General features: G+C 66.9%; 23 protein-coding genes. 10 read left to right on the forward strand and 13 right to left on the reverse strand.

The features are described from left to right. Position 1: 1 nt before the first annotated feature. From EGM71_RS05705 to EGM71_RS05715, 3 genes are read right to left on the reverse strand one after another with little or no spacing between them, the layout of a single operon-like run. A complete protein-coding gene (locus tag EGM71_RS05705) occupies positions 2–181 on the reverse strand; it encodes a DUF4177 domain-containing protein (RefSeq protein WP_005415690.1) in 180 nt (59 codons plus the stop codon). Next, entirely contained in the window at positions 178–357 is a 180-nt protein-coding gene (locus tag EGM71_RS05710) for a hypothetical protein (protein ID WP_005415691.1), read from the reverse strand. The genes EGM71_RS05705 and EGM71_RS05710 overlap by 4 nt, the downstream gene beginning before the upstream one ends. Positions 358–402: 45 nt before the next feature. Further along, positions 403–1284 carry an SPFH domain-containing protein gene (locus tag EGM71_RS05715; RefSeq protein ID WP_135966099.1) on the reverse strand — a complete coding sequence of 294 codons (882 nt, stop codon included), beginning with the start codon at positions 1282–1284 and terminating at the stop codon, positions 403–405. A 137-nt stretch (positions 1285–1421) separates the two neighbouring features. Here EGM71_RS05715 and purT point away from each other — a divergent pair, with 137 nt between their 5' ends. Further along, on the forward strand, positions 1422–2609 hold the full coding sequence (gene purT, locus EGM71_RS05720) for a formate-dependent phosphoribosylglycinamide formyltransferase (protein ID WP_188488359.1): 1188 nt from the start codon (positions 1422–1424) through the stop codon (positions 2607–2609). A 77-nt stretch (positions 2610–2686) separates the two neighbouring features. Here the strand turns inward: purT and EGM71_RS05725 are convergent, their stop codons facing one another. Both EGM71_RS05725 and EGM71_RS05730 read right to left on the reverse strand, forming a co-directional pair. After that, complete coding sequence (locus tag EGM71_RS05725; protein WP_188488361.1) at positions 2687–3904, reverse strand: endonuclease/exonuclease/phosphatase family protein; 1218 nt, start codon at positions 3902–3904, stop codon at positions 2687–2689. Positions 3905–3942: 38 nt separating this feature from the next. Then, positions 3943–4698, reverse strand: coding sequence for an arginyltransferase (locus EGM71_RS05730; protein WP_188488363.1), 756 nt, complete (start codon positions 4696–4698; stop codon positions 3943–3945). A gap of 156 nt (positions 4699–4854) precedes the next feature. Between EGM71_RS05730 and EGM71_RS05735 the strand changes: the two genes are divergently transcribed. After that, the gene (locus EGM71_RS05735) at positions 4855–5415 is read left to right on the forward strand and encodes an EF-hand domain-containing protein (protein WP_188488365.1); all 561 of its coding nucleotides are present in this window, start codon (positions 4855–4857) and stop codon (positions 5413–5415) included. Positions 5416–5466: 51 nt separating this feature from the next. Here EGM71_RS05735 and EGM71_RS05740 read toward each other — a convergent pair whose 3' ends face one another. The 4 genes from EGM71_RS05740 to EGM71_RS05755 form a co-directional block, all read right to left on the reverse strand. After that, positions 5467–6684, reverse strand: a complete 1218-nt coding sequence (locus EGM71_RS05740; RefSeq protein ID WP_188488367.1) for an RNA polymerase sigma factor — start codon at positions 6682–6684, stop codon at positions 5467–5469. A gap of 164 nt (positions 6685–6848) precedes the next feature. After that, positions 6849–7358 (reverse strand): pathogenicity-like protein, encoded by a 510-nt coding sequence (locus tag EGM71_RS05745; protein WP_188488369.1) that lies wholly within the window; start codon positions 7356–7358, stop codon positions 6849–6851. Positions 7359–7362: 4 nt separating this feature from the next. Then, positions 7363–8283, reverse strand: coding sequence for an acyl-CoA thioesterase II (tesB, locus tag EGM71_RS05750; RefSeq protein WP_004148214.1), 921 nt, complete (start codon positions 8281–8283; stop codon positions 7363–7365). 127 nt (positions 8284–8410) lie between these two features. Then, positions 8411–9187 carry an enoyl-CoA hydratase/isomerase family protein gene (locus EGM71_RS05755; RefSeq protein WP_087921878.1) on the reverse strand — a complete coding sequence of 259 codons (777 nt, stop codon included), beginning with the start codon at positions 9185–9187 and terminating at the stop codon, positions 8411–8413. 34 nt (positions 9188–9221) lie between these two features. On the opposite strand from EGM71_RS05755, the gene EGM71_RS05760 reads away from it, so the two are divergent. Continuing rightward, positions 9222–9668 carry a copper chaperone PCu(A)C gene (locus tag EGM71_RS05760; protein ID WP_188488371.1) on the forward strand — a complete coding sequence of 149 codons (447 nt, stop codon included), beginning with the start codon at positions 9222–9224 and terminating at the stop codon, positions 9666–9668. A gap of 72 nt (positions 9669–9740) precedes the next feature. On the opposite strand, the gene EGM71_RS05765 is transcribed toward EGM71_RS05760, so the two are convergent. From EGM71_RS05765 to uvrA, 3 genes are all read right to left on the reverse strand, one after another. Continuing rightward, positions 9741–10466, reverse strand: a complete 726-nt coding sequence (locus EGM71_RS05765) for an enolase (protein ID WP_188488373.1) — start codon at positions 10464–10466, stop codon at positions 9741–9743. 97 nt (positions 10467–10563) lie between these two features. Further along, complete coding sequence (locus EGM71_RS05770) at positions 10564–10971, reverse strand: acyl-CoA thioesterase (protein WP_100439276.1); 408 nt, start codon at positions 10969–10971, stop codon at positions 10564–10566. Beyond that, a complete protein-coding gene (gene uvrA / locus EGM71_RS05775) occupies positions 10971–13964 on the reverse strand; it encodes an excinuclease ABC subunit UvrA (RefSeq protein WP_188488375.1) in 2994 nt (997 codons plus the stop codon). The genes EGM71_RS05770 and uvrA overlap by 1 nt, the downstream gene beginning before the upstream one ends. A gap of 317 nt (positions 13965–14281) precedes the next feature. On the opposite strand from uvrA, the gene rplU reads away from it, so the two are divergent. From rplU to cgtA, 3 genes are all read left to right on the forward strand, one after another. After that, positions 14282–14590 carry a 50S ribosomal protein L21 gene (rplU, locus tag EGM71_RS05780; protein WP_005408557.1) on the forward strand — a complete coding sequence of 103 codons (309 nt, stop codon included), beginning with the start codon at positions 14282–14284 and terminating at the stop codon, positions 14588–14590. Positions 14591–14608: 18 nt separating this feature from the next. Next, positions 14609–14872, forward strand: coding sequence for a 50S ribosomal protein L27 (gene rpmA / locus EGM71_RS05785; RefSeq protein WP_005415704.1), 264 nt, complete (start codon positions 14609–14611; stop codon positions 14870–14872). Between the two features lie 177 nt (positions 14873–15049). Continuing rightward, the gene (gene cgtA / locus EGM71_RS05790; protein ID WP_075675046.1) at positions 15050–16102 is read left to right on the forward strand and encodes an Obg family GTPase CgtA; all 1053 of its coding nucleotides are present in this window, start codon (positions 15050–15052) and stop codon (positions 16100–16102) included. Positions 16103–16297: 195 nt separating this feature from the next. Here cgtA and rpsT read toward each other — a convergent pair whose 3' ends face one another. Then, on the reverse strand, positions 16298–16567 hold the full coding sequence (rpsT, locus tag EGM71_RS05795) for a 30S ribosomal protein S20 (protein ID WP_005408560.1): 270 nt from the start codon (positions 16565–16567) through the stop codon (positions 16298–16300). A gap of 117 nt (positions 16568–16684) precedes the next feature. On the opposite strand from rpsT, the gene murJ reads away from it, so the two are divergent. The 4 genes from murJ to lspA all read left to right on the forward strand — a co-directional run bounded on the left by murJ (position 16685) and on the right by lspA (position 22664). Continuing rightward, the gene (murJ, locus tag EGM71_RS05800) at positions 16685–18289 is read left to right on the forward strand and encodes a murein biosynthesis integral membrane protein MurJ (protein WP_188489755.1); all 1605 of its coding nucleotides are present in this window, start codon (positions 16685–16687) and stop codon (positions 18287–18289) included. A gap of 75 nt (positions 18290–18364) precedes the next feature. Continuing rightward, complete coding sequence (locus EGM71_RS05805) at positions 18365–19312, forward strand: bifunctional riboflavin kinase/FAD synthetase (protein WP_188488378.1); 948 nt, start codon at positions 18365–18367, stop codon at positions 19310–19312. After that, the gene (gene ileS, locus EGM71_RS05810; RefSeq protein WP_188488380.1) at positions 19309–22140 is read left to right on the forward strand and encodes an isoleucine--tRNA ligase; all 2832 of its coding nucleotides are present in this window, start codon (positions 19309–19311) and stop codon (positions 22138–22140) included. Before EGM71_RS05805 ends, ileS begins: the two co-directional genes overlap by 4 nt. Further along, complete coding sequence (gene lspA / locus EGM71_RS05815) at positions 22140–22664, forward strand: signal peptidase II (RefSeq protein ID WP_188488382.1); 525 nt, start codon at positions 22140–22142, stop codon at positions 22662–22664. Before ileS ends, lspA begins: the two co-directional genes overlap by 1 nt. Positions 22665–22687 lie beyond the last annotated feature (23 nt).

Raw genomic sequence — 22687 nt, forward strand, 5'->3', positions numbered from 1 at the left:
CTCAGGCCTCCTTCTTGAACACCAGCATCGCCGGGCGCATCGGTGCGGGGATGATGATGTTGACCAGCTCCCAGCCCAGTTGGCCCTGGCGGCTCAGTTCGCTCTGGATGTCCTCGGCCTTGAGCAGGCCCATCATGGACGTCTTGACCTCGATCGTCTGGTAGCTCCAGCGCTTGCTCATTCCTTGTCCTCCGAAGATGGCGTGGGTTTCGGCAGGCGTCCTGCCTTGCGCAGGGCGTCGCGCAGCACGTATTCGATCTGTGCGTTGAGGCTGCGCAGCTCGTCGTCAGCCCAGCGTTGCGCGGCGGCCAGGACGTCGGCATTGATGCGCAGCGGGTAGGCTTTCTTCTCACTCATGCAAGCTCCTGGCGGGGCGGTGGGGCGCCCCGTTGCGAGGGTGGTTCAGTACAGCGAACCGGCGTTGACGATCGGCTGGGTACCGCGGTCCGAGCACAGCACGGTCAGCAGGTTGCTGACCATGTGTGCCTTGCGTTCCTCGTCCAGCTGCACCACGCCGTTCTTCTGCAGTTCGGCCAGGGCCATTTCGACCATGCCCACCGCACCGGCCACGATGCGCGTGCGTGCGGCGATCACCGCGTTGGCCTGCTGCCGCTGCAGCATCGCCTGGGCGATTTCGGCGGCGTAGGCGAGATGGCTGATGCGCGCGTCGATCACCTGCACGCCGGCATCGGCCAGGCGCTCGGCCAGTTCGTTCTTCAGGTGCTGGGAGATCTCGCTGGCATGGCTGCGCAGGGCCAGCTGGCCGTCCTCGTGCTGATCGTAGGGATAGCTGGTGGCCATCGCGCGCAGCGCCGATTCGGACTGGATGTGCACGAAGCTCTCATAGTCGTCCACGTTGTAGACGGCCTCGGAGGCATCGACCACCTGCCAGACGATCACTGCGGCGATTTCGATCGGGCTGCCGTCCAGCTCGTTGACCTTCAGCTTGCCGCTCTCGAAGTTGCGCACGCGCTGGCTGACCCGGCGCTTGGCGAAGAAGGGGTTGTTCCAGCGCAGGCCGTTGTCCTTCACGGTACCCACGTACTTGCCGAACAGGCTCAGTACCGCCGCCTGGTTGGGCTGGATGGTGTACAGGCCGGCCAGGATGAACACGCCCAGCGCCACCAGCAGTGCGCCCAGCAGCATCAGCAGCAGGTTGGGCGAGCCGGTGCTGGCCTTGGCTGCCACGCCCACCACGAACAGGGCGGCGCCGGCGAGGCCGACGAGCAGGGCGCCGGCCAGCGTGCCGAGGCCGTTGAGGGAAGACAGTGACTTCTCTTTCATGGCGGTACGTCCTTGAGGGTTCGGAGAAAAGATATCAAAGTGATATCACTTGTCCACTACCGTTCGTCGGATGCCATGGCCGGGGTGCCCGGCCAGCTAGAATGCCCACCCGCCTTCAGATAGCTGCTGGAACCGCCATGGCCAAGCTCGGAACTCCGTTGTCCCCCACCGCCACCCGCGTGCTGCTGCTGGGCTCGGGCGAACTTGGCAAGGAGGTGGCCATCGAGCTGCAGCGGCTGGGCGTGGAAGTGATCGCCGCTGACCGTTATGCCGATGCGCCGGCCATGCAGGTTGCGCACCGCTCGCACGTGATCGACATGCTCGATGCGATGGCCCTGCGCGCGCTGATTGCCCAGGAGCAGCCGCATCTGGTGGTGCCGGAGATCGAGGCCATCCACACCGAAACCCTGGTCCAGCTGGAACAGGAGCAGGGCCTGCGGGTGATCCCGACCGCGCGCGCCGCACGCCTGACCATGGATCGCGAAGGCATCCGCCGCCTCGCCGCCGAAACCCTGGGCCTGCCGACCTCGCCCTACCGCTTCGTCGATACCGAGGCCGAATACCGCGCTGCCGTGGCTGCCATCGGGCTGCCGTGCGTGGTCAAGCCGGTGATGTCGTCCTCGGGCAAGGGCCAGAGCACGCTGCGCAGCGAAGCGGATATCGCCCCGGCCTGGGACTACGCACAGACCGGTGGCCGCGCCGGTGCCGGTCGCTGCATCGTCGAGGGCTTCATCGATTTCGATTACGAGATCACCCTGCTGACCGTGCGCCATGCCGGCGGCACCTCGTTCTGTGCGCCGATCGGGCATCTGCAGAAGGATGGCGACTACCGTGAAAGCTGGCAGCCGCAGCCGATGTCGGGCGCGGCACTGGCGCGTGCCGAAGAGATTTCGCGCGCGATCACCGACGACCTCGGCGGCTGGGGCCTGTTCGGTGTCGAGCTGTTCGTGAAGGGCGACGAGGTGTGGTTCAGCGAAGTGTCGCCGCGCCCGCACGATACCGGCCTGGTGACCCTGGTTTCGCAGGAACTGAGCGAGTTCGCGCTGCACGCGCGCGCCATCCTCGGCCTGCCGATTCCGGTGATCCGCCAGAGCGGGCCGTCTGCCTCGTGTGCGCTGCTGGCACACGGTGAGGGCGTGCCGTACTTCAACAACGTCGCCGCCGCCCTGCAGGTGCCGGACACCGCCGTGCGCCTGTTCGGCAAGCCGAGCGTGCATGGCCACCGCCGCGTCGGCGTGACCCTCGCGCGCGCGGAAACCATCGACGAAGCACGCGCCATCGCGCGTGATGCAGCCGACGCCATCGGCGTCGAACTGCGCCCGTAAAGCAAAAAGGGGACGGAGGGGATTAAGTCGTTTTTCCACAAACGACTTAATCCCCTCCGTCCCCTTTTTGTGTGGGGTTACGGCTTCACGTCCACCCACACCAGGTGGTGGTCGCTGCCGTCGGCGATCTTCGCTTCCGGGCTTTCATTGGCCGGCCAGAAGATGCCGCTGCCCACGTATTCGAAACCGGTCGAGGGCAGCACGTAGTCCAGGCGCATGGTGCCGGACTTCGGGCCGAAATCGCCGGTGGCGTGGAACGGTGCGCCCTTGCGCTCGATGCCCTTGGCCGCATAGGCCAGGCTGGTCTGCTCGCCGCCGACGCTGCGCGGGGTGGGGTAGCGCAGCACGCGGGCGTTCTCGATCAGCTCGACGATCGCCTCATGGCGGCCATCGCCATCGACCGGGTCGTTGTTGAGGTCGCCGAGGATCACGAAGCGCGCGTCCTGCGCCAGGCCGCCGCACTGGCCCTTGTCGTCGCACAGCCACGGCTTGTCACCCTTGGACAGGTATTCCTGCCACAGGCGCAGTTCGTCGTGGTTGCGCGCCGCGTTGCGCTTCTCCGGGCCGTCGAACACCGGCGGGGTCGGGTGCGAGACCAGCGCGTGCACCACACCGGCCGGGGTCTTCACCGGCACGTCCCAATGCGACTTCGACGACAGCCGCAGCTGCGACCACACGTGGTCGTTGTAGAAGCTCTTGCCGGTGCGCGGGTCGACCGGGCGGATGGCACCGGGCATCGCACTCCACTTCAGCAGCTGGAAGCTGCGTACCTTGGCTTCATCGATCGGGTAGCGCGACAGCACCAGCATGCCGTACTGGCCCGGGTGCAGGCCGTAGCCCCATGCATCATTGCCGCGGCTGCGGCCTTCGCCGCCGACCACGCCGTTGTTGTCCAGGTCCAGGCCGCTGGGCACGCCGGTATTGACCGGCGCCAGGTAGCGGTAGGCGAAGTGCAGCGGCTTGCCGCCGCCGGGCTGGGCGACTTCCAGGTAGCGCTTCTGGAACAGGTCGGCGGCGCGATGGGCGTCGTCGAAGTCGAATTCGTTCAGCAGCACCAGGTCCGGGCGCACCTGCTGCAGCACCGCGGCGATCTTGCGCGCGTGCTCGCTGTCGCCTTCCAGTTCCTTGATCAGGCCACCAGCATCGTCGGAGTACAGTGAGGTGTTGTAGGTGGCCAAGCGCAGCGCAGCGGACGGCTTTTCGGTCATCGCAGGGGATTTGGCGAAGGCAGGGGCGGTGGCGCCGCAGAGCAGGGCCAGGGCGAGGATCAGGGGATGGCGGCGGGTCATGTTCATGGACCGTATTGTGCACCCGGCCCGGTGTCAGCGGTTTGTCAGCGCCCGTCCAGATCCTTGTCGAAATCGTGCCAGCGGCGGCCATCGTAGGCTTCCAGCGGATGGAAGCGACGCTTGTAGTCCATCTTCTGGTGGCCGCGGATCCAGTAGCCCAGGTACACGTGCGGCAGGCCCTCGCGGCGCGCCCACTCGATCTGCTGCAGGATCGCGAAGGTGCCCAGCCCGCGAGCGGCGTGGTCCGGGTCGAAGAAGGTGTAGACCGCCGACAGGCCGTGCTCGGTGACGTCGGTCACCGCCACCCCCAGCAGCTGGCTGGGCTGGCCGTCGTGGCCGGGCAGGCGCATTTCCATGAAGCGGGTGTGCGACCAGCTGCCGATCAGGAACTGCTCGAACTCGTGCGGGCCGTGATCGTCCATGCCGCCATTGGCGTGGCGGTGGGTGAGGTAGCGGTGGTACAGCGCGAACAGGTCGTCGCGGGCGGTGGCGGCAGTGATCCGCACCTCCAGGTCGTCATTGCGGGCGGCACAGCGGCGCTGGCTGCGGTCCGGGGCGAAGCGCGCCACCGGAATGCGCACCGCCACGCAGGCCTGGCAGTGCGCGCAATGCGGCCGGTAGACCAGGTCGCCGCTGCGGCGGAAGCCCCAGCTCAATGCCAGCGGGTACAGGCCGCCAAGGCGCCGATCGTGCGGGTCCAACACCAGATCGCGCGCCACCCGGTCCGACCAGTACCCGCAGGGGTGCTCGCCGGTCTGGAAAAGTCGCAGTTCGTCGTCTCTGTCGCCATGCATCGCCATGGGCACAGCATAGCCCCAGCCTGTCGCAGTGGCGGCGACTGTCCGCCGGATGAATGGAACTGGCGGCGGCGTCAACCGATGTCGCGCCCGGGCGTTGTTGTCCCCCGAGGGTGAACTGATCACCCCGACGCTGTTCCCATCCCCAGGAGTGACCTCATGATCCGTACCCCCCTGCTGCTGGCCCTGCTGCTCGGCACCTCCGCTTCCGGTATCGCGCTGGCGGCCGATACCCCGGCCACGCCGGCGCAGCGCCCGGCCAAGCTGGACACCAATGGCGACGGCGTGATCGACCGCAGCGAGGCGGCTGCCAATCCGCGCCTGGCCGCGAAGTTCGACGAGCTGGACAAGAACAAGGACGGCAAGCTCTCGCGCGATGAACTGCCGCGCTGGCAGCATGGCCGCCGTGGCCACGGCGGTGAGCGCTGGGCAAAGCTGGATGTCAACAAGGACGGCCGCATCAGCCGCGAGGAAGCCAAGGCCGATCCGCGCCTGGCCGCGCGCTTCGACCAGCTTGATCTGAACAAGGATGGCTACCTGGACAAGGCCGACCGCGAGCTGCGCATGAAGCAGCGTCGTGACGCCTGGTTCGCTGCCGCCGACACCAACAAGGATGGCCAGCTGAGCAAGGCCGAGTTCGACGCCGCCAAGGGCCCGATGCACGGTGGCCCGCGCCATGGCGGTCCGCGCGACGGCGGCGCACCGAAGCCGCAGCACTGAGGTTCAACACAATGATTGATGACAACGCCGGCGCACTGCCGGCGTTGTCCGTTACAGGCCGCCGCCGCGTAGCAGTGAGTACAGCACCAGCGCGATGACCATCAGGTTCATGGCGATGATGCCGGTGCGGCCGTACATGGACTCGTACTTCCAGTTGGTCCCGCTGCGTCCGCGACGCGCCGAGTCGCGCACGATCATCGGTGCCATCACCCGTTGCAGCGTCACCAGGCATTGGTAGTTGACCACGACCAGGCCGACCGCCAGCGCCAGCAGCTGCCCCCAGACCGGCGCCCGCAGCATCACCGCCAGCAGGATCGCCAGGCACCAGACCATGCCGGTGATGATGTTGAGGTAGAGGAAGCGACGGACCTGGCTGCGCTCACCTTCGGTCTCGGTGTACGACATCAGGAAGCGCCCGCCGAGATAGCTGCCGATCGCGCCACCGACCACACCGCCGATCACCGCCCCCCAGCTTTCAGCCGGCAGCACATGCAGCTGGCCCAGGGTGGCGGTCAACGAGCCCATCGCGGTGCCACCGGCAACGCTGGCGCCGCCGAGGCCGAGCTTGCTGCCGCCGAGGCCGACGCCGGTGCCGAGCAGGATCGCGGCACTTGCGGTTCCGGGCGCGGCCACCAGCACCATCGACACCACAGCGGTGGCGAATGCGGCGCTCGGCGCGCTGCTGCGCGCGAATTCGCCGAAGCGCTGCAGCAGGCCTTCGCGCACCAGGGCACGTGCACGCGACAGGCGCTTGCGCACGGCCGCATCGCTGAGCCCGAGCAGGTCGGCGACCTGTTGCGAGCGCTGTCCTTCGCGGTAGTACAGCAACAGGACTTCGCGGCTGTCGGCGGGCAGGGTGGAGATGATGTCCTCGGCGGCAATCTCCTCTTCCACCCGCTGCAGGCGATCGGCCGCCCCTGGGCTCGGGTCGGCGGCCATGCCCATCGCGACCTCGGCCGCCTCGCCGGTCAGCGGCCGGCCACGTTGCGCACGCAGCCAGTCACGGGCCAGGTTGCGGGTGATCTGCCGCAGCCACGGCAGGAAGCTGGTCGCGCTGCGCAGCTGGTGCAGCTGCTGCCAGCCCTTCACGAAGGCTTCCTGGGCGATGTCCTCGCTGGCCTGGCGGTCGCGGGTGATGGCCAGGGCGATGGCGGTAACCGTGTTCTGGCAGGCCAGCACGATGCGGCCATAGGCGTGCTGGCAACCGCTGGCAGCGGCAGGCAGTTCGCGTTCCAGGGTCTGGTCGATCGATGCGGCGAACGTCGTCATGGCGGCGGCTCTCCTGCTGGGATTGTGTCCCAAGACGGAGCTGAGTTCCCGATGTGACCAGAAAAAAGGGGACGGAGGGGATTAAGTCGTTTGTGCCACAAACGACTTAATCCCCTCCGTCCCCTTTTGGAGACTGCCGGCCAGCGGCCGGCACTACCCGTGTGTCATTTCGAGGGCTGGATGCGGACCCGGACTTCTTCCTCTTCCGGCGCTGCCTGCGGGGCCGGTTGCGCCTGCTGCGGCTGTGCCTGCGGGGCAGGGGCCGGTACGGCCGGAGCCGGAGCGCCGCGATGGCGCAGGCCGATCACCAGCGCCACGCCGGCGATCACCACCAGCAACGCGATGCGGATGCGCCAGGCCCAGCCGCGGCCGCCGCCCGTGGTTTCCTGCGTGTCGCGGAAGGCGAATTCGGCCGTCGGGTGGTCGCGGCGGGTGGTGTCGAGCAGGCGTGCCTCACGCAGGATCTCGCGTGCGCGCGGCTGGTCGTCAGCGCGCACGATCCACACCGCCGGGTAGGCGTTGGCGTTGCCCAGGTCGGTATAGCTGAACTGACCGCGGCGGCGGGTCTTGTACGAGCGCCCATTGGTCACCTTGACGTCGATGCCATGCCCGCGCAGGAGCTCGGCCACGCCTTCGACGGTTTCCACGCGCTGGCTGCTGAAAATCTGGCGCATCGGATCAATCCTTGGCCGGCACGGCTGCCGCCGCTGCCTGGTCGGGAACCACGCGGATCAGGCCTTCCTGCGCAGTGCTGGCCACCAGCACGCCATTGCGGGTGAAGAACTGGCCGCGGGCCAGGCCGCGCGAATCCTGCGCGCTGGGACTGTCCAGCGAGTACAGCAGCCAGTCGTCGGCGCGGAACGGGCGGTGGAACCAGATCGCGTGGTCGAGCGAGGCCATCTGCACGTGCGGGTGGTAGTAGCTGATGCCATGCGGGAACGTTGCCGTGCCCAGCAGGTGGAAGTCGGAGGCATAGGCCAGCAGCGCCTGGTGCAGCTCGGGCGCATCGCCGACCGGCTCGCTCAGGCGCAGCCACACCTGGTGGTAGGGCGGGCGCTTGGGCGGGTTCAGTTCGTCGCGCGGGTAGACGTGGCGGAACTCGAACGGACCACCGCGCGACAGCCAGCGCTGCACCTTGATCGGCAGCCGCTCCAGCACTTCGGCCGGCAGCGGACGGTTCGGTTCGATGTCTTCCGGCTGCGGCACTTCAGGCATCTTGTGCTGGTGCTCGGCGCCGGTCTCGGCCTGCTGGAACGAGGCCGCGCAGAAGAAGATCACCTTGCCGTGCTGGATCGCGGTGACCCGGCGCACCGAGAAGCTGCCGCCATCGCGGGTGCGGTCCACGTCGTAGACGATCGGGTGGTCGATGTTGCCGGCGCGCAGGAAGTAGGCGTGCAGCGAGTGCACGTGGCGGCCGTTGTCGACCGTGGCCTGTGCCGCAGCCAGCGCCTGGCCCAGCACCTGCCCGCCGAACACGTACTTGGTGCCGATGTCGCGGCTCTGCCCGCGGAACAGGTTGTCCTCCAGCCGCTCCAGGGTGAGCAGGTCGATCAGCTCGGAGACGACGGGTTCGGGCGTGTCGTTCAAGGGGGCGGCCACAGCAATGAAGAGGCCCCGATTATACCGTTGCAGCCCAGTCCATCATTGGTAGTGCCGGCCGCTGGCCGGCAACCTCATGATCCTCCTGGGGTGCCTGCGGCTGCCGGCCAGCGGCCGGCACTACCGTTTACTTGCCCAGCCGGGCCACCAGCGCCTGCAGCGCATTCTGGGCGTCCGGGGCAAACCAGGCTTCGACGAAGCGGTCGAGCTGGATCAGGTCCGGCTGCAGCGCCACATGCAGGTCGGCACGAGCGATGGCGCGGGTCAGCAGCATCGGCTGCCGCGGCTGCTTGAGCAGGTTCTGCAGCCAGGCCACGGCACGCGCGACCACCAGGTCACCCTCGGCCAGTTCATCGACCAGGCCGATCTGCACCGCCTGTTCGGCCGGCACCAGCGAACCGGTGGTCAGCAGGACGCCGGCGCGGTGCACGCCCACCGCACGGCGCAGCAGGCGCTGGATGCCCTCCGGTGCGATCAGGCCGACCTGCACTTCGTTCAGACCGATGGCATACGGCCGCGACGGATCGGCGCTGCGCGCCATCACCCGGTAGTCGCAGCACAGGGCCAGTACGCAACCGCCGGCCGGGGCGTGGCCGGTGATCGCCGCGACCACCGGGATCCGGCTCTCGGCCAGTGTGCGCACGGCGCCAAAGAAGGCGTTCCAGGTGTCCAACAGCTTGTGCTTGTCATCGCCATGCGAGAGCAGGTGCGGCACGTCCATGCCACCGGTGAAGATGCGCTCGCTGCCCGACAGCACGATGCCGTGCGCGTCTTCGGCCATGGCCAGCTCGATGGCATGGATCAACTGTCGGCACAGTTCGGTGTCCAGTGCGTTGACCGGCGGCCGCGCCAGGCGCAGTTCGCGGATGGGGCCATGGTTGATCACCTCGATGAGCGTCGTCATGCTGCGGTCTCGTTGCGAAGAAGGAACCTGGGCGATGATAACCAAACCATTCGTTGGCGTATTGTTGGTTCTGTGTGCGGCCGCAGCATCGGCCTCGGCTGCGGAATCGGGCTGCGTCACGGTGGAGCAGGGCTGGGCGCGGTTGCCACCGAATCCGGCGATGCCGATGACCGCCGGCTACGGCGTGATCCACAACGGCTGCAGCAAGGCGGTGGTGATCACCGGCGCGGCCAGCAGTGGCTTCGGGGATGTGTCGCTGCACGAGACCACGATCGTCGACGGGGTCAGCCGCATGCGGGCGATCGAGCGCATGCCACTGGCACCGGGTGCGCGCGCCGAGCTCAAGCCCGGTGGCCTGCACCTGATGCTGATGCAGGGCAAGGGCGCATTGAAGGAAGGGCAGGCGCTGCCACTGCGGCTGCAGCTGGAAGGCGGTGGCGAAGCGAGTACGACGTTGACCGTGCGCAAGGCTGCGAAATGACGGTCGGGTAGTGCCGGCCGCTGGCCGGCAACACAGGAAATGCCGGCCAGCGGCCGGCACTACCAAAGGGGCTTAGGTCCAGTCGTACGAGAACAGCACCGTGCGGCTTTCCGGCTCGTACAGCATCACGATCGCATCGGCGCCGGTGGCGCACCAGTTGTATCCGGCAACGTCGGCCACGGCGAAGAACTTGCTGCCATTGCGGGTGATGATCACCGTTTCGGCATCGTCCGCAGCGTTGGGGTCATCGGCAGCGTCGGTGAAGCCCAGCTCGAAGGCGGCGGGGATCTCCGCGGTCTCGGTCCAGTTGCCGAAACCAATCGGTCCCCCCAGCGTATCCAGGTAATCGCGCTCGCTGGCCTCACCCTTGCCATAGCGCGAGTAGCAGGCGAGGCGACCGTGTGCGGCATGGTAATCGCGGGCCTTGGCGTAGCTCTCGCGCATCTGCGCGATGTGCTCCTGCGCGTCCTTGTCCTGCGCCGCGTCGCCGATGAAATAGCCCTCGTTGCCGAGGAAACGCATCTCGTTGCCGGCGGTCAGTTCGAAGGCGATCCAGTTGGTGCCGGTGAAGTCGTTGTGGTGTTCTTCGGTTGTCTCGCCGATGCAGCCGTCATACGGCTCGATCGGGCACAGCATCGTCGCCACCTGGCCGGCCAGTTCCGGGCGCAGCACCCCAAGGTCGATCTTCAGCAGCGGCAGCAGGTGCTGGCCGAGCCAGGCCTGGTCTGCGGGGAAGACGTCGGTGGGGAAGGGGACCATGCCTGGCAGCAGGTCGCTCAGTTCAGTCTGGTGGATCATGTCAGTCCTTTGAATTGGATCGGTAGTGCCGGCCGCTGGCCGGCAACCTCATTGCCGCCGAAGCGTGCCGACCAAGGTCGGCACCTACCAGAGCGCGTCAGGTAGAGGCGTTGCGGATCGCGTCCGGCAGCGGTGCGCTCTTGCCGGTCTGCGTATCCATCCACACCACCACTACGTTGCCATCCGAGTACAGCTTCGACTCGTCCTGCTGGTCGACGATGCGGTGGCCGATGGTCACGCTGCTGTTGCCCAGGCGCTCGACGAACAGCTCGACCAGGATGTCGTTGGGCCACACGATCGGCAGCCGATAGTTGACGTTGGTCGCGGCCACCACCGGGGCGATGCGGTCGGTCATCGACACGCCGTCCACGCCCAGCATCCAGCGCACGCGCGCTTCTTCCAGGTAAGAGATGTACTTGGCGTTGTTGACGTGGCCCATGCTGTCCATGTCACGCCAGCGCACGCTGATCGGGATGCGGGCCAGGATCTTGTGTTCGCTGCTCATCAGGCGTCCTTCTTCTTCGTCGTGCTCTTGCTGGCCTTGCCGGTGCTCTTGGCGGCCACGGCCTTCTTCGCCACCTTGGCCGGCTTCTCAGGCTTCACCTTGCGCGGCGGGCGGGCATCGGGCTTGTTGGCCACCGCGGCCGGCTGCTCGGGGCGCGCGCTGGTGGAGGGCAGCATGCGGGCCAGGAACTGGCCGGTGTACGACTGCGGGCAGGCCGCCACGTCTTCCGGCGTGCCGGTGACCAGGACGGTGCCACCACGATGGCCGCCTTCCGGGCCCAGGTCGACGATCCAGTCGGCGGTCTTGATCACGTCCAGGTTGTGCTCGATCACCACCACCGTGTTGCCTTCGTCGCGCAGCTTGTGCAGCACGCCCAGTAACGCTTCGATGTCGTGGAAGTGCAGGCCGGTGGTCGGCTCGTCGAGGATGTACAGGGTGCGGCCGGTATCGCGGCGCGACAGTTCCTTGGACAGCTTCACGCGCTGCGCTTCGCCACCGGACAGCGTGGTCGCGCTCTGGCCCAGCTTGATGTAGCTCAGGCCGACGTCGACCAGTGTTTCCAGCTTGCGTGCGATCGACGGCACCGGCTCGAACAGCTTCAGTGCATCCTCGACGGTCATTTCCAGCACGTCGTTGATGTTGAAGCCCTTGTACAGGATCTCCAGCGTCTCGCGGTTGTAGCGCTTGCCATGGCAGACGTCGCACGGCACATACACGTCCGGCAGGAAGTGCATCTCGACCTTGATCAGGCCATCGCCCTGGCAGGCTTCGCAGCGGCCACCACGCACGTTGAAGCTGAAGCGGCCCGGCGAGTAGCCGCGTGCACGCGCTTCGGGCACCTGTGCGAACAGTTCGCGCAGGGGGGTGAACAGGCCGGTATAGGTGGCCGGGTTCGAACGCGGGGTGCGGCCGATCGGCGACTGGTCGATGTCCACCACCTTGTCGAACAGGTCCAGGCCATCGATCTCCTTGTACGGGGCGATCGGGTGCGAGGAACCATTGATCTCGTTGGCAGCCAGCGAGAACAGGGTGTCGTTGATCAGGGTCGACTTGCCGGAGCCGGAAACACCGGTCACGCAGGTCAGCAGGCCCGACGGAATCGCCAGGTCCACGCCCTTCAGGTTGTTGCCGGTCGCTCCGCGCAGGTGCAGGGTCATCTTCGGGTTCGGCTTGTGCCGGCGCGCCGGGATCTCGATCGCGCGCTTGCCCGACAGGTACTGGCCGGTCAGCGAGCGCGGTGAATCCAGGAGGTCCTGCAGGGTGCCCTGGCCGACGATTTCGCCACCATGCACGCCCGCGCCCGGGCCGATGTCCAGCACGTAGTCGGCCAGGCGGATCGCATCCTCGTCATGCTCGACCACGATCACCGTGTTGCCGAGGTCGCGCAGGCGGGTGAGGGTGCCGAGCAGGCGCTCGTTGTCGCGCTGGTGCAGGCCGATCGATGGTTCGTCGAGCACGTACATCACGCCGACCAGGCCGGCGCCGATCTGGCTGGCCAGGCGGATGCGCTGTGCCTCGCCACCGGACAGGGTGTCGGCCTTGCGCTCCAGGGTCAGGTAATCCAGGCCCACATCGACCAGGAAGCCGAGGCGTTCACCGATTTCCTTGACGATCTTCGAGGCGATCTCGCCACGCCAGCCGGGCAAGCTCAGCTCGCTGAAGAACTTCAGCGCCTCGTCGATCGGCAGCACCACCAGGTCCGGCAGCGGGCGGTCGGCCACGAACACATTGCGTGCCGCCTTGTTCAGGCGCGCGCCATGGCATTCCGGGCACGGCTGTTCGCTGATGTACTTGGACAGCTCTTCGCGCACCGCCGGCGATTCGGTTTCCTTGTAGCGGCGCTCGAGATTGGGAATGATGCCTTCGAAGCGGTGCTTGCGCTGGGTGCGGCCACCGGCTTCGGTGAAGTAGGTGAAGGTGATCGCCTCCTCGCCACTGCCATACAGCACGGCCTGCTGCACGTTCTGCGGCAGCGAGTTCCACGTCGCGTCGACGTCGAACTTGTAGTGCTTGGCCAGCGAGGCGATCAGCTGGAAGTAGTAGGCATTGCGGCGGTCCCAGCCGCGCACCGCACCGGCGGCCAGCGACAGCTCGGGATGCACCACCACGCGCGAAGGATCGAAGAATTCGGCGATGCCCAGGCCATCGCAGCCGGGGCAGGCGCCCATCGGTGCGTTGAACGAGAACAGGCGCGGTTCCAGCTCCGGCAGCGAGTAATCGCAGACCGGGCAGGAGTACTTGGAGGAGAACAGGGTCGGCGCGGCATCGGTGTTGTCCAGGCTCTGCACCGAGGCCATGCCGTCGCCCAGTTTCAGCGCGGTCTCGAAGCTCTCGGCCAGGCGCTGCTTGATGTCCTCGCGCGGGCGGAAGCGGTCGATCACCGCCTCGATGGTGTGCTTCTGGCGCAGCGCCAGCGGCGGCACCGCGTCGATTTCATGCAGCTCGCCGTCCACGCGCACGCGCACGAAGCCCTGCGCGCGCAGCTGGTCGAACACCTGCGCGTGCTCGCCCTTGCGGTCGCGGATGACCGGGGCCAGCAGCATGTAGCGCTGTTCCGGGTCCAGGGTCAGCACCTGGTCGACCATCTGGCTGACCGTCTGCGCTTCCAGCGGGTAGCCGTGGTCCGGGCAGCGCGGGGTGCCGACGCGGGCGTACAGCAGGCGCAGGTAGTCGTAGATCTCGGTGATGGTGCCGACCGTCGAACGCGGGTTGTGCGAGGTCGACTTCTGCTCGATCGAGATCGCCGGGGACAGGCCCTCGATGTGGTCCAGGTCCGGCTTTTCCATCACGCTCAGGAACTGGCGCGCATAGGCCGACAGCGACTCGACGTAGCGGCGCTGGCCTTCTGCATAGATGGTGTCGAACGCCAGCGAGGACTTGCCCGAACCGGACAGGCCGGTGATCACGATCAGTTTGTCGCGGGGCAGGTCGAGGTCGATGTTCTTGAGATTGTGCGTCCGCGCGCCGCGGATGCGGATGAAATCCATCGCCATGGGGGATCCGGTTGTGGGGGCGTTGGCTGGGTGCCGGGCCAGCAGGGAACGGCAATCGGTCAGCCTACCGAGGTGACCAGATGGGGGCAATGGGCGACAATGCCAGCCCGGTGTCTCACCTTGTGAGACAGGCCGTCAGGCAGGGGTCAGATCCCTTTTCACGGGGTGGAAAGGGATCTGACCCCGTTCCGGTGCCGTCCCCCGCGGCGTTCAGGGGTTGACTTGACCCGCGCCCGCTGATCTGCGTACAATTCCGCTCCTGTCCGCCCTCGATGGCGGCAGCTCAGACCACAATAACTACAGAGGAAGGCCTGGTCATGTACGCAGTACTGGTCACCGGCGGTAAGCAATACCGCGTGGCGCAGGGCGAAAAGCTCCGCATTGAAAAGCTCGAAGTCGAAGTCGGCAGCGAGATCAAGTTTGACAACATCCTGATGCTGGGTGACAGCGACGGCGTGAAGCTGGGCGATGCGCTGAAGGGCGCTGCCGTCACCGCCAAGGTCCTGTCCCAGGGTCGTGCTGACAAGGTCCGGATCATCAAGTTCCGTCGCCGCAAGCACCACATGAAGCGTCAGGGTCACCGTCAGTACTACACCGAAATCGAGATCACCGGCATCGCCGGCTAAGCATCAGGAGAAGCAGTCATGGCACATAAAAAGGGCGTAGGCTCCTCGCGCAACGGTCGCGACTCCAACCCGAAGTACCTGGGCGTCAAGATCTTCGGCGGCCAGGCCATCGAAGCCGGCAACATCATCGTGCGTCAGCGCGGCACCCAGTTCCACCCGGGTTCGGGCGTTGGCCTGGGCCGTGACCACACCCTGTTCGCCCTCGTGGACGGCAAGGTGGAGTTCTCGGTCAAGGGCGCCAAGAAGCGTCGCACCGTCAGCATCGTCTCGGCCGACGCCTGATCCAGGCATCGCCGGCACCCGTGCCCCGGCATGGGAGTGCTGCATGAAGAGCCCCGCTTCGGCGGGGCTTTTCGTTAGAGTGGAAGCAAGACCGGCCAGGCCGGGCTGCCGGCCATCGGCAGGCATAACATTCAAGGCGGCGGCCGGCAGGCCGCGCCCATCGCAGGCATCGAAACAATGAAACTGGTAGACGAAGCAGAAATCGAAGTGTTCGCCGGCAACGGCGGCAACGGCTGCATTGGCTTCCGTCGCGAGAAGTTCATTCCGCTCGGCGGCCCGGACGGCGGCGACGGCGGTGCGGGCGGCAGCGTGTACATCCGCGCCGACGAAAACCTGAACACCCTGGTCGACTTCCGCCATGACCGCATCTTCAAGGCGCAGCGCGGCGAGAACGGCATGGGCCGCCAGGCCTATGGCAAGGGCGGCGAAGACCTGACCATCACCGTGCCGGTCGGCACCGTGGTCATCAATGTCGCCACCGATGAAGTCATCGGCGACCTGACCCAGCACAATGACCGTCTGCTGGTGGCCCAGGGTGGCCGCGGCGGCCTGGGCAACATGCACTTCAAGAGCTCGACCAACCGCTCGCCGCGCCAGGCGCTGCCGGGCGAGCCGGGCGAAGAGCGCACGCTGAAGCTGGAGCTGAAGCTGCTGGCCGACGTCGGCCTGCTGGGTTTCCCCAACGCCGGCAAGAGCACCCTGATCCGCGCCGTTTCGGCGGCGACGCCGAAGGTGGCTGATTACCCGTTCACCACGCTGTACCCGAACCTGGGTGTGGTGAAGGTGGAGAACTACCGCAGCTTCGTGATCGCCGACATTCCGGGCCTGATCGAAGGCGCGGCGGATGGCGCCGGCCTCGGTGCGCAGTTCCTGCGCCACCTGCAGCGCACCCGCCTGCTGCTGCACCTGGTGGACATCTCGCCGATGGAAGGTGGCGTGGAAGGCATTTCGCCGGTGGAGCAGGTGCGTGCGATCGAGCGCGAGCTGGAGAAGCACGATCCGGAGCTGCTGAACAAGCCGCGCTGGCTGGTGCTGAACAAGGCCGACCTGATGTTCGAGGACGAGGCGCAGGCGGCAGCCGAGCAGATCGTCGCCGAGCTGGGTTGGAAGGAGCCGTGGTTCCTGGTCTCCGCGCTGGGCCGCGAAGGTACCTTCCCGATCATGAGCCGGATCATGGCCTTCTTCGATCGCCAGAAGGAAGATGAGCTGGAAGCCCGCAACGCGCAGTAATGCTGTTGTGGTTCCATGCGAAAAACCCGGCTTCGGCCGGGTTTTTCATTTTCCGGTAGTGCCGGCCGCTGGCCGGCATTCCTCGGGGTTGCCGGCCAGCGGCCGGCACTGCCGGATCGCAGGCAACAAAAAACCCGGCCGGGGCCGGGCTTTTGTCTGCAGCCCAACCCCGAAGGGCAGGGCGGCAACGCCGGATCAGGCGGCCTTGAGGGCCTTGATGCGGTCGTTCAGGCGGCTCTTGTGGCGAGCAGCCTTGTTCTTGTGGATCAGGCCACGCGCGCTGAAGCGATCCAGGATCGGCTGGGCAACGGCGAAGGCGGCTTCGGCGCCGGCGGCATCGTTGGCGTCCAGCGCCTTGATCACTTTCTTGACAGCGGTGCGCAGCATCGAGCGCTGAGCCACGTTGCGCGCGTTGCGCACGACGGTCTGCTTGGCGCGCTTCTTGGCGGACTTGATATTGGCCACGGTGGTGGTTTCCTGAAAAAATCGGTGTTATGGGAACAGCAAGCTAGCTAGTATGATGGCCCGAGAAATGCACGTCAAGTCGATTGTCAAGAGGGACGCTGAGTGAGTTCACCGAAGATGTTGCGGGGCCTGCTGTCGTTCAGCAGCATGACCATGGTCTCGCGGGTGCTCGGACTTGTCCGGGATCAGGTGATCACTACCACGTTCGGCACCAATGCGGTTACCGATGCGTTCTGGGTTGCCTTCAGGATACCCAATTTCCTGCGCCGGTTGTTCGCGGAGGGGTCCTTCTCCACCGCCTTCGTGCCGGTGTTCACCGAGGTGAAGGAGACCCGCAGCCACGCCGAACTGCGCGAACTGATGGCCCGGACCGCCGGCACCCTGGGTGGGGTGCTGATGCTGGTCACCGCGCTGGCGCTGATCTTCGCGCCGCAGCTGGCGGTCGCATTCTCAAGTGGTGCTGATACCGACCCGGTCAAGCAGACCCTGCTGGTCGACCTGTTCCGCCTGACCTTCCCGTTCCTGCTGTTCGTCTCGTTGACCGCACTGGCCGGCGGTGCGCTCAACAGCTTCCAGCGCTTTGCCATGCCGGCGCTGACCCCGGTCATCCTCAACCTGTGCATGATCGCCGGTGCACTGTGGCTGGCACCGCGGCTGGGCGGCACCCCGGAAAAGCAGATCCTGGCGCTGGGCTGGGCGGTGCTGGCCGCCGGCCTCCTGCAGCTGCTGTTCCAGCTGCCCTCGTTGAAGGGCATCAACCTGCTGACCCTGCCGCGCTGGGGCTGGAGCCATCCGGGCGTGCGCAAGGTGCTGACGCTGATGGTGCCGACCCTGTTCGGTTCGTCGGTGGCGCAGATCAATCTGCTGCTGGATACCCTCATCGCCGCCAAGCTGACCGACGGCTCGCAGTCGTGGCTGTCGCTGGCCGACCGCTTCCTGGAGCTGCCGCTGGGTGTGTTCGGCGTGGCCCTGGGCACGGTGATCCTGCCGGCGCTGGCCCGCCACCATGTCAGCACCGACCGCGAGGGCTTCTCGCGCTCGCTGGACTGGGGCCTGCGGATGACCCTGCTGATCTCGGTGCCGGCCATGCTGGGCCTGGTGCTGCTGGCCGAGCCGCTGATCGCCACTTTGTTCCAGTACCGCCAGTTCACCGCCTTCGATACCCGCATGACCGCGCTGTCGGTGTACGGCCTGAGTTTCGGCCTGCCGGCATTCGCCCTGCTGAAGGTGGTGCTGCCGGCCTTCTACGCCCGCCAGGACACCAAGACCCCGGTGCGCGCCGGTGTGGCGGCACTGGTGGCGAACATGGTGTTCAACTTCGCCCTGCTGGCCGTGCTGTACCAGGTGATGGTGCCGGACGTGCTGAAGGCACAGGGCGTGATGGCAGCCATCGGCAAGCAGCCGGGCCTGCATCTGGCGCTGGGCATCGCCAGTGCGCTGTCCAGTTACCTGAACCTGGGCCTGCTCTGGTACTGGCTGGGCAAGACCGACGTCTACCAACGCCGGCCGGGCTGGGGCGGCTATCTGGCGCGGCTGGGGGTGGCCTGCGTGGCCATGGTCGGCGTGCTGCTGGCCCTGCTGCACTGGGTTCCCGACTTCACCGACATGGACAAATGGCACCGTATCGGTGGCCTGATGCTGCTGGTCGGTGGTGGCGGTGCGACCTACGCGGTGGCCATGCTGGCGATGGGCTTCCGCCCGCGCGACCTGCGCGGGCATTGATCGCGGCCCGTGGCGGCTATACTTCAGGGTTACACCATTGAAGCGGCGGCCCCGGTCGGGCCGGAACGAGAGTTGATGAGCAGGCTGTTCAGAAGCGTCGAGGGCGGGGAGCTGTTCCCCAACGGAAGCGTGGTCTGTATCGGTGCATTCGACGGCCTCCACCTGGGCCATCGTGCGCTGGTCCGCCACGCGGTTGCCCGCGCGCGCGCCTTGGGCGTGGCCGCAGTGGCCGTGGCGTTCGAGCCGTTGCCGCGTGAATTCTTCGCCCAGGGCACGCCGCCGCCGCGGCTGACCCTGGCGCGCAGCAAGGTCGAGATCCTGCGCGAGCTGGGCGTCGATGCGATCGGCCTGCTGCGTTTCGATGCGGCGATGGCGGCGATGCCGGCCGAGACCTTCGTGCGCCAGTTGCTGGTGCACCGGCTGGGCGCCCGCGAAGTGTGGATCGGGCCGGAGTTCTGCTTCGGCAACCGCCGCCGCGGCGACCTGGCCCTGCTGCAGGAGATGGGCGCCGAGCTGGGCTTCAGCGCCGGCGAGATCGAAGCGGTCGACCTGCATGGCGAGCGCATTTCCAGCACCCGTATCCGCCAGCTGTTGCAGGACGGTGATTTCACCCGTGCCGGCGACCTGCTCGGCCGTCCCTACGCGATCAGCGGGCGGGTGGTGCGCGGGCGCCAGCTCGGCCGTACGCTGGGCTTCCCCACCGCCAACCTGCGGTTCCCGAAGACTCCGGCGCTGTCGGGCATCTATGCAACCTGGGTGCACGGCGTGTTCGACCAGCCGTGGCCTTCGGTGTCCAGTTTCGGCACCCGGCCGACCGTGGAGGGCGTGGAGCCACTGCTGGAAGCCCATCTGTTCGATTTCCAGGGCGACCTGTACGGGCGCCACATCGAGGTGGAGTTCGTCGCCAAGCTGCGCGACGAAGAGAAATTCAATGATCTGGCGGCCCTGACCGACCAGATGCACCGCGACGCCGAACAGGCGCGCGCCATCCTTTCCGAACATAGATTGCGAGCCACTGCGTGAGCCAGGACTACAAGACCACCCTGAACCTGCCAGCCACCGAATTCCCGATGCGCGGCGATCTGCCCAAGCGCGAGCCGGGCATTCTGGCGCGGTGGGAAGAGCAGGGGCTCTACCAGCAGCTGCGCGACAACGCCGCCGGCCGCCCGCTGTTCGTGCTGCACGACGGCCCGCCGTACGCCAACGGCCGCATCCACCTGGGCCACGCGGTCAACAAGATCCTGAAGGACATCATCGTCAAGTCGCGCTACCTGGCCGGCTTCGATGCGCCCTACGTGCCGGGCTGGGATTGCCATGGCCTGCCGATCGAGATCGCAGTGGAAAAGAAGTGGGGCAAGGTGGGCGTGAAGCTCGACGCCGTCGAGTTCCGCCAGAAGTGCCGCGAGTTCGCCGAAGAGCAGATCAACATCCAGCGCGTGGACTTCAAGCGCCTGGGCGTGACCGGCGACTGGGACAACCCGTACAAGACCCTGAGCTTCGACTTCGAAGCCAACGAGATCCGTGCGCTGGCCAAGATCGTGGCCAACGGTCACCTGGTGCGCGGCGCCAAGCCGGTGTACTGGTGCTTCGACTGCGGATCGGCGCTGGCCGAGGCGGAGATCGAGTACCACGAAAAGGAATCGCCGGCGATCGACGTGGCCTACGCCGCGCGTGACGCGCAGGCCATCGGCCAGGCGTTCGGCGTGAGCGTGCCGGCTGACGTCGAGGTGGCGGTGCCGATCTGGACCACCACCCCGTGGACGCTGCCGGCCTCGCTGGCGGTGTCGCTGGGTGCGGAGATCAACTACGTGCTGGCCGAAGGCCCGGCCCACAACGGCAAGCGCCGTTGGCTGGTGCTGGCCGCGGCCCTGGCCGAGCGCGCGCTGCAGCGCTATGGCGTGGACGAGGTGGTGCTGCACGGTGAAACCACCGGCGCGGCGCTGGAAAACCAGCTGCTGGCGCATCCGTTCTACCCGGAACGCGAGATCCTGGTGCTCAACGGCGACCATGTGTCCGATGAGGACGGTACCGGTGCGGTGCACACCGCCCCCGGCCACGGCCAGGAAGACTTCGTGGTCAGCCAGAAGTACGGCCTGCTGGACAAGTACAACGCCGGGCAGGTGACCCCGATCGACGGCCGCGGCGTATACCTGGAATCGACCCCGCCGGCCGGTGACGTGGTGCTGGCCGGCCAGCACCTGTGGAAGGCGCAGGAGGCCATCGTCGGCGTACTGCGCGACAACGGTTCGCTGCTGGCATTCCACCCGATCCGCCACAGCTACCCGCACTGCTGGCGCCACAAGACGCCAGTGGTGTTCCGCGCCACCCCGCAGTGGTTCATCTCGATGGACAAAGCCAACCTGCGCAACGATGCGCTGGCCGCCATCGACACCGTCGGCTGGTTCCCGAGCTGGGGCAAGGCGCGCATCCAGAGCATGGTCGACGGTCGCCCGGACTGGACGATCTCGCGCCAGCGCACCTGGGGCGTGCCGATCGCACTGTTCACCCATCGCCAGACCGGTGAGATCCATCCGCGCTCGGTGGAGCTGATGCAGCAGGTCGCCGACCGCGTCGAAGCCGAGGGCATCGACGTGTGGTACTCGCTGGATGCCGCCGAACTGCTGGGTGCTGAAGCGGCCGACTACGAGAAGGTCACCGACATCCTCGACGTCTGGTTCGATTCGGGCGTGACCCATGAAGGCGTGCTCGCCGCGCGTGGCTTCGGCAAGCCGGCCGACCTGTACCTGGAAGGTTCCGACCAGCACCGCGGCTGGTTCCAGTCCTCGCTGCTGACCGGCGTGGCGATCGACAAGCGCGCGCCGTACAAGCAGTGCCTGACCCACGGCTTCACTGTGGACGAGCACGGCCGCAAGATGTCCAAGTCGCTGGGCAACGGCATCGAGCCGCAGGACATCATGAACAAGCTGGGCGCGGACATCCTGCGCCTGTGGATCGCCTCGGCCGACTACAGCAACGAGATGTCGCTGTCGCAGGAGATCCTGAAGCGCAACGCCGACGCCTACCGCCGCCTGCGCAACACCGCACGCTTCCTGCTCGGCAACCTGGATGGTTTCGATCCGGCCCAGCACCTGCAACCGCTCGACCAGATGGTCGCGCTGGACCGCTGGATCGTGCACCGTGCGTGGGAGCTGCAGGAGAAGATCAAGGCAGCCTACGACGGCTACAACATGGCCGAGATCGTGCAGCTGCTGCTGAACTTCTGCAGCGTGGACCTGGGCTCGCTGTACCTGGACGTGACCAAGGACCGCCTGTACACGATGCCGACCGATTCGCACGGTCGCCGTTCGGCACAGAGCGCGATGTACCACATCGCCGAAGCGTTCACCCGCTGGGTGGCGCCGATCCTGACCTTCACCGCCGACGAGCTGTGGGGTTACCTGCCGGGCGAACGCGCCGAGCACGTGCTGTTCACCACCTGGTACGACGGCCTGGCGCCGCTGCCGGCCGATGCCCAGCTCAACGCCGCCGACTTCGACCAGCTGCTGGCCGTACGCGAGCAGGTGGCCAAGGTGCTCGAGCCGATGCGTGCCAACGGTGCGATCGGTGCCGCACTGGAAGCGGAGATCACCATTGCCGCCAACGAAGAGCAGGCGGCGCGCTGGCAGCCGCTGGCCGATGAACTGCGTTTCCTGTTCATCAGTGGCGACGTGCAGGTGCGCCCGGCGACCACCGACGAGGTGTTCGTCAGCGCCCAGCCGACCACCAAGGCGAAGTGCGTGCGCTGCTGGCACCACCGCGCCGACGTCGGCAGCAACGCCGACCATCCGGAACTGTGTGGCCGCTGCGTGAGCAACATCACCGGTGCCGGTGAAGTGCGGAGCTGGTTCTGATGGCCGCGCCCCGTCCGCATCCGAACGCCCTGGTCTGGCTGCTGCTGTCGGCCGCCATCATCGGCCTGGACCAGTGGTCCAAGGCCTGGGTGCTGTCGAGCCTGCCGGAGTTCCAGCCGGTGGTGGTCATCGACGGCTTCTGGAACTGGTACCGCACCTACAACACCGGTGCGGCGTTCAGTTTCCTGAGCGACGCTGGTGGCTGGCAGAAGCACTTCTTCACCGTGCTGGCGATCGCCATCAGCGGCCTGATGGCCTGGTGGCTGCGCGGCACCGCCCGCGGCAACTGGAAGGCCGCGGTGCCGTATGCACTGATCATCGGCGGCGCCATCGGCAACGTGATCGACCGCCAGGTGCACGGTCACGTGGTTGATTTCATCCAGTGGTACGTGGGCAGCTATACCTGGCCCTCGTTCAACATCGCCGACTCGGCCATCGTGGCGGGTGCCATCGGCATCGCCCTGTTTGGCCTGTTCGACGGCAAGTCCGCCAAAAAGGCGGATAATGCCAACCCGAAACCGTAAGCCGGCCGCTGCCGGGAGATTGA

The sequence above is a fragment of the Stenotrophomonas maltophilia genome (assembly GCF_006970445.1).
GTDB lineage: Bacteria > Pseudomonadota > Gammaproteobacteria > Xanthomonadales > Xanthomonadaceae > Stenotrophomonas > Stenotrophomonas maltophilia_AU.

What these genes read in the sequence shown, in the direction of transcription:
- EGM71_RS05705 (WP_005415690.1), bottom strand. Translation starts at nt 181, where the DNA reads ATGAGCAAGCGCTGGAGCTACCAGACGATCGAGGTCAAGACGTCCATG.
- EGM71_RS05710 (WP_005415691.1), bottom strand. Translation starts at nt 357, where the DNA reads ATGAGTGAGAAGAAAGCCTACCCGCTGCGCATCAATGCCGACGTCCTG.
- EGM71_RS05715 (WP_135966099.1), bottom strand. Translation starts at nt 1,284, where the DNA reads ATGAAAGAGAAGTCACTGTCTTCCCTCAACGGCCTCGGCACGCTGGCC.
- purT (WP_188488359.1), top strand. Translation starts at nt 1,422, where the DNA reads ATGGCCAAGCTCGGAACTCCGTTGTCCCCCACCGCCACCCGCGTGCTG.
- EGM71_RS05725 (WP_188488361.1), bottom strand. Translation starts at nt 3,904, where the DNA reads ATGAACATGACCCGCCGCCATCCCCTGATCCTCGCCCTGGCCCTGCTC.
- EGM71_RS05730 (WP_188488363.1), bottom strand. Translation starts at nt 4,698, where the DNA reads ATGGCGATGCATGGCGACAGAGACGACGAACTGCGACTTTTCCAGACC.
- EGM71_RS05735 (WP_188488365.1), top strand. Translation starts at nt 4,855, where the DNA reads ATGATCCGTACCCCCCTGCTGCTGGCCCTGCTGCTCGGCACCTCCGCT.
- EGM71_RS05740 (WP_188488367.1), bottom strand. Translation starts at nt 6,684, where the DNA reads ATGACGACGTTCGCCGCATCGATCGACCAGACCCTGGAACGCGAACTG.
- EGM71_RS05745 (WP_188488369.1), bottom strand. Translation starts at nt 7,358, where the DNA reads ATGCGCCAGATTTTCAGCAGCCAGCGCGTGGAAACCGTCGAAGGCGTG.
- EGM71_RS05755 (WP_087921878.1), bottom strand. Translation starts at nt 9,187, where the DNA reads ATGACGACGCTCATCGAGGTGATCAACCATGGCCCCATCCGCGAACTG.
- EGM71_RS05760 (WP_188488371.1), top strand. Translation starts at nt 9,222, where the DNA reads ATGATAACCAAACCATTCGTTGGCGTATTGTTGGTTCTGTGTGCGGCC.
- EGM71_RS05765 (WP_188488373.1), bottom strand. Translation starts at nt 10,466, where the DNA reads ATGATCCACCAGACTGAACTGAGCGACCTGCTGCCAGGCATGGTCCCC.
- EGM71_RS05770 (WP_100439276.1), bottom strand. Translation starts at nt 10,971, where the DNA reads ATGAGCAGCGAACACAAGATCCTGGCCCGCATCCCGATCAGCGTGCGC.
- uvrA (WP_188488375.1), bottom strand. Translation starts at nt 13,964, where the DNA reads ATGGCGATGGATTTCATCCGCATCCGCGGCGCGCGGACGCACAATCTC.
- rplU (WP_005408557.1), top strand. Translation starts at nt 14,282, where the DNA reads ATGTACGCAGTACTGGTCACCGGCGGTAAGCAATACCGCGTGGCGCAG.
- rpmA (WP_005415704.1), top strand. Translation starts at nt 14,609, where the DNA reads ATGGCACATAAAAAGGGCGTAGGCTCCTCGCGCAACGGTCGCGACTCC.
- cgtA (WP_075675046.1), top strand. Translation starts at nt 15,050, where the DNA reads ATGAAACTGGTAGACGAAGCAGAAATCGAAGTGTTCGCCGGCAACGGC.
- murJ (WP_188489755.1), top strand. Translation starts at nt 16,685, where the DNA reads ATGTTGCGGGGCCTGCTGTCGTTCAGCAGCATGACCATGGTCTCGCGG.
- EGM71_RS05805 (WP_188488378.1), top strand. Translation starts at nt 18,365, where the DNA reads ATGAGCAGGCTGTTCAGAAGCGTCGAGGGCGGGGAGCTGTTCCCCAAC.
- lspA (WP_188488382.1), top strand. Translation starts at nt 22,140, where the DNA reads ATGGCCGCGCCCCGTCCGCATCCGAACGCCCTGGTCTGGCTGCTGCTG.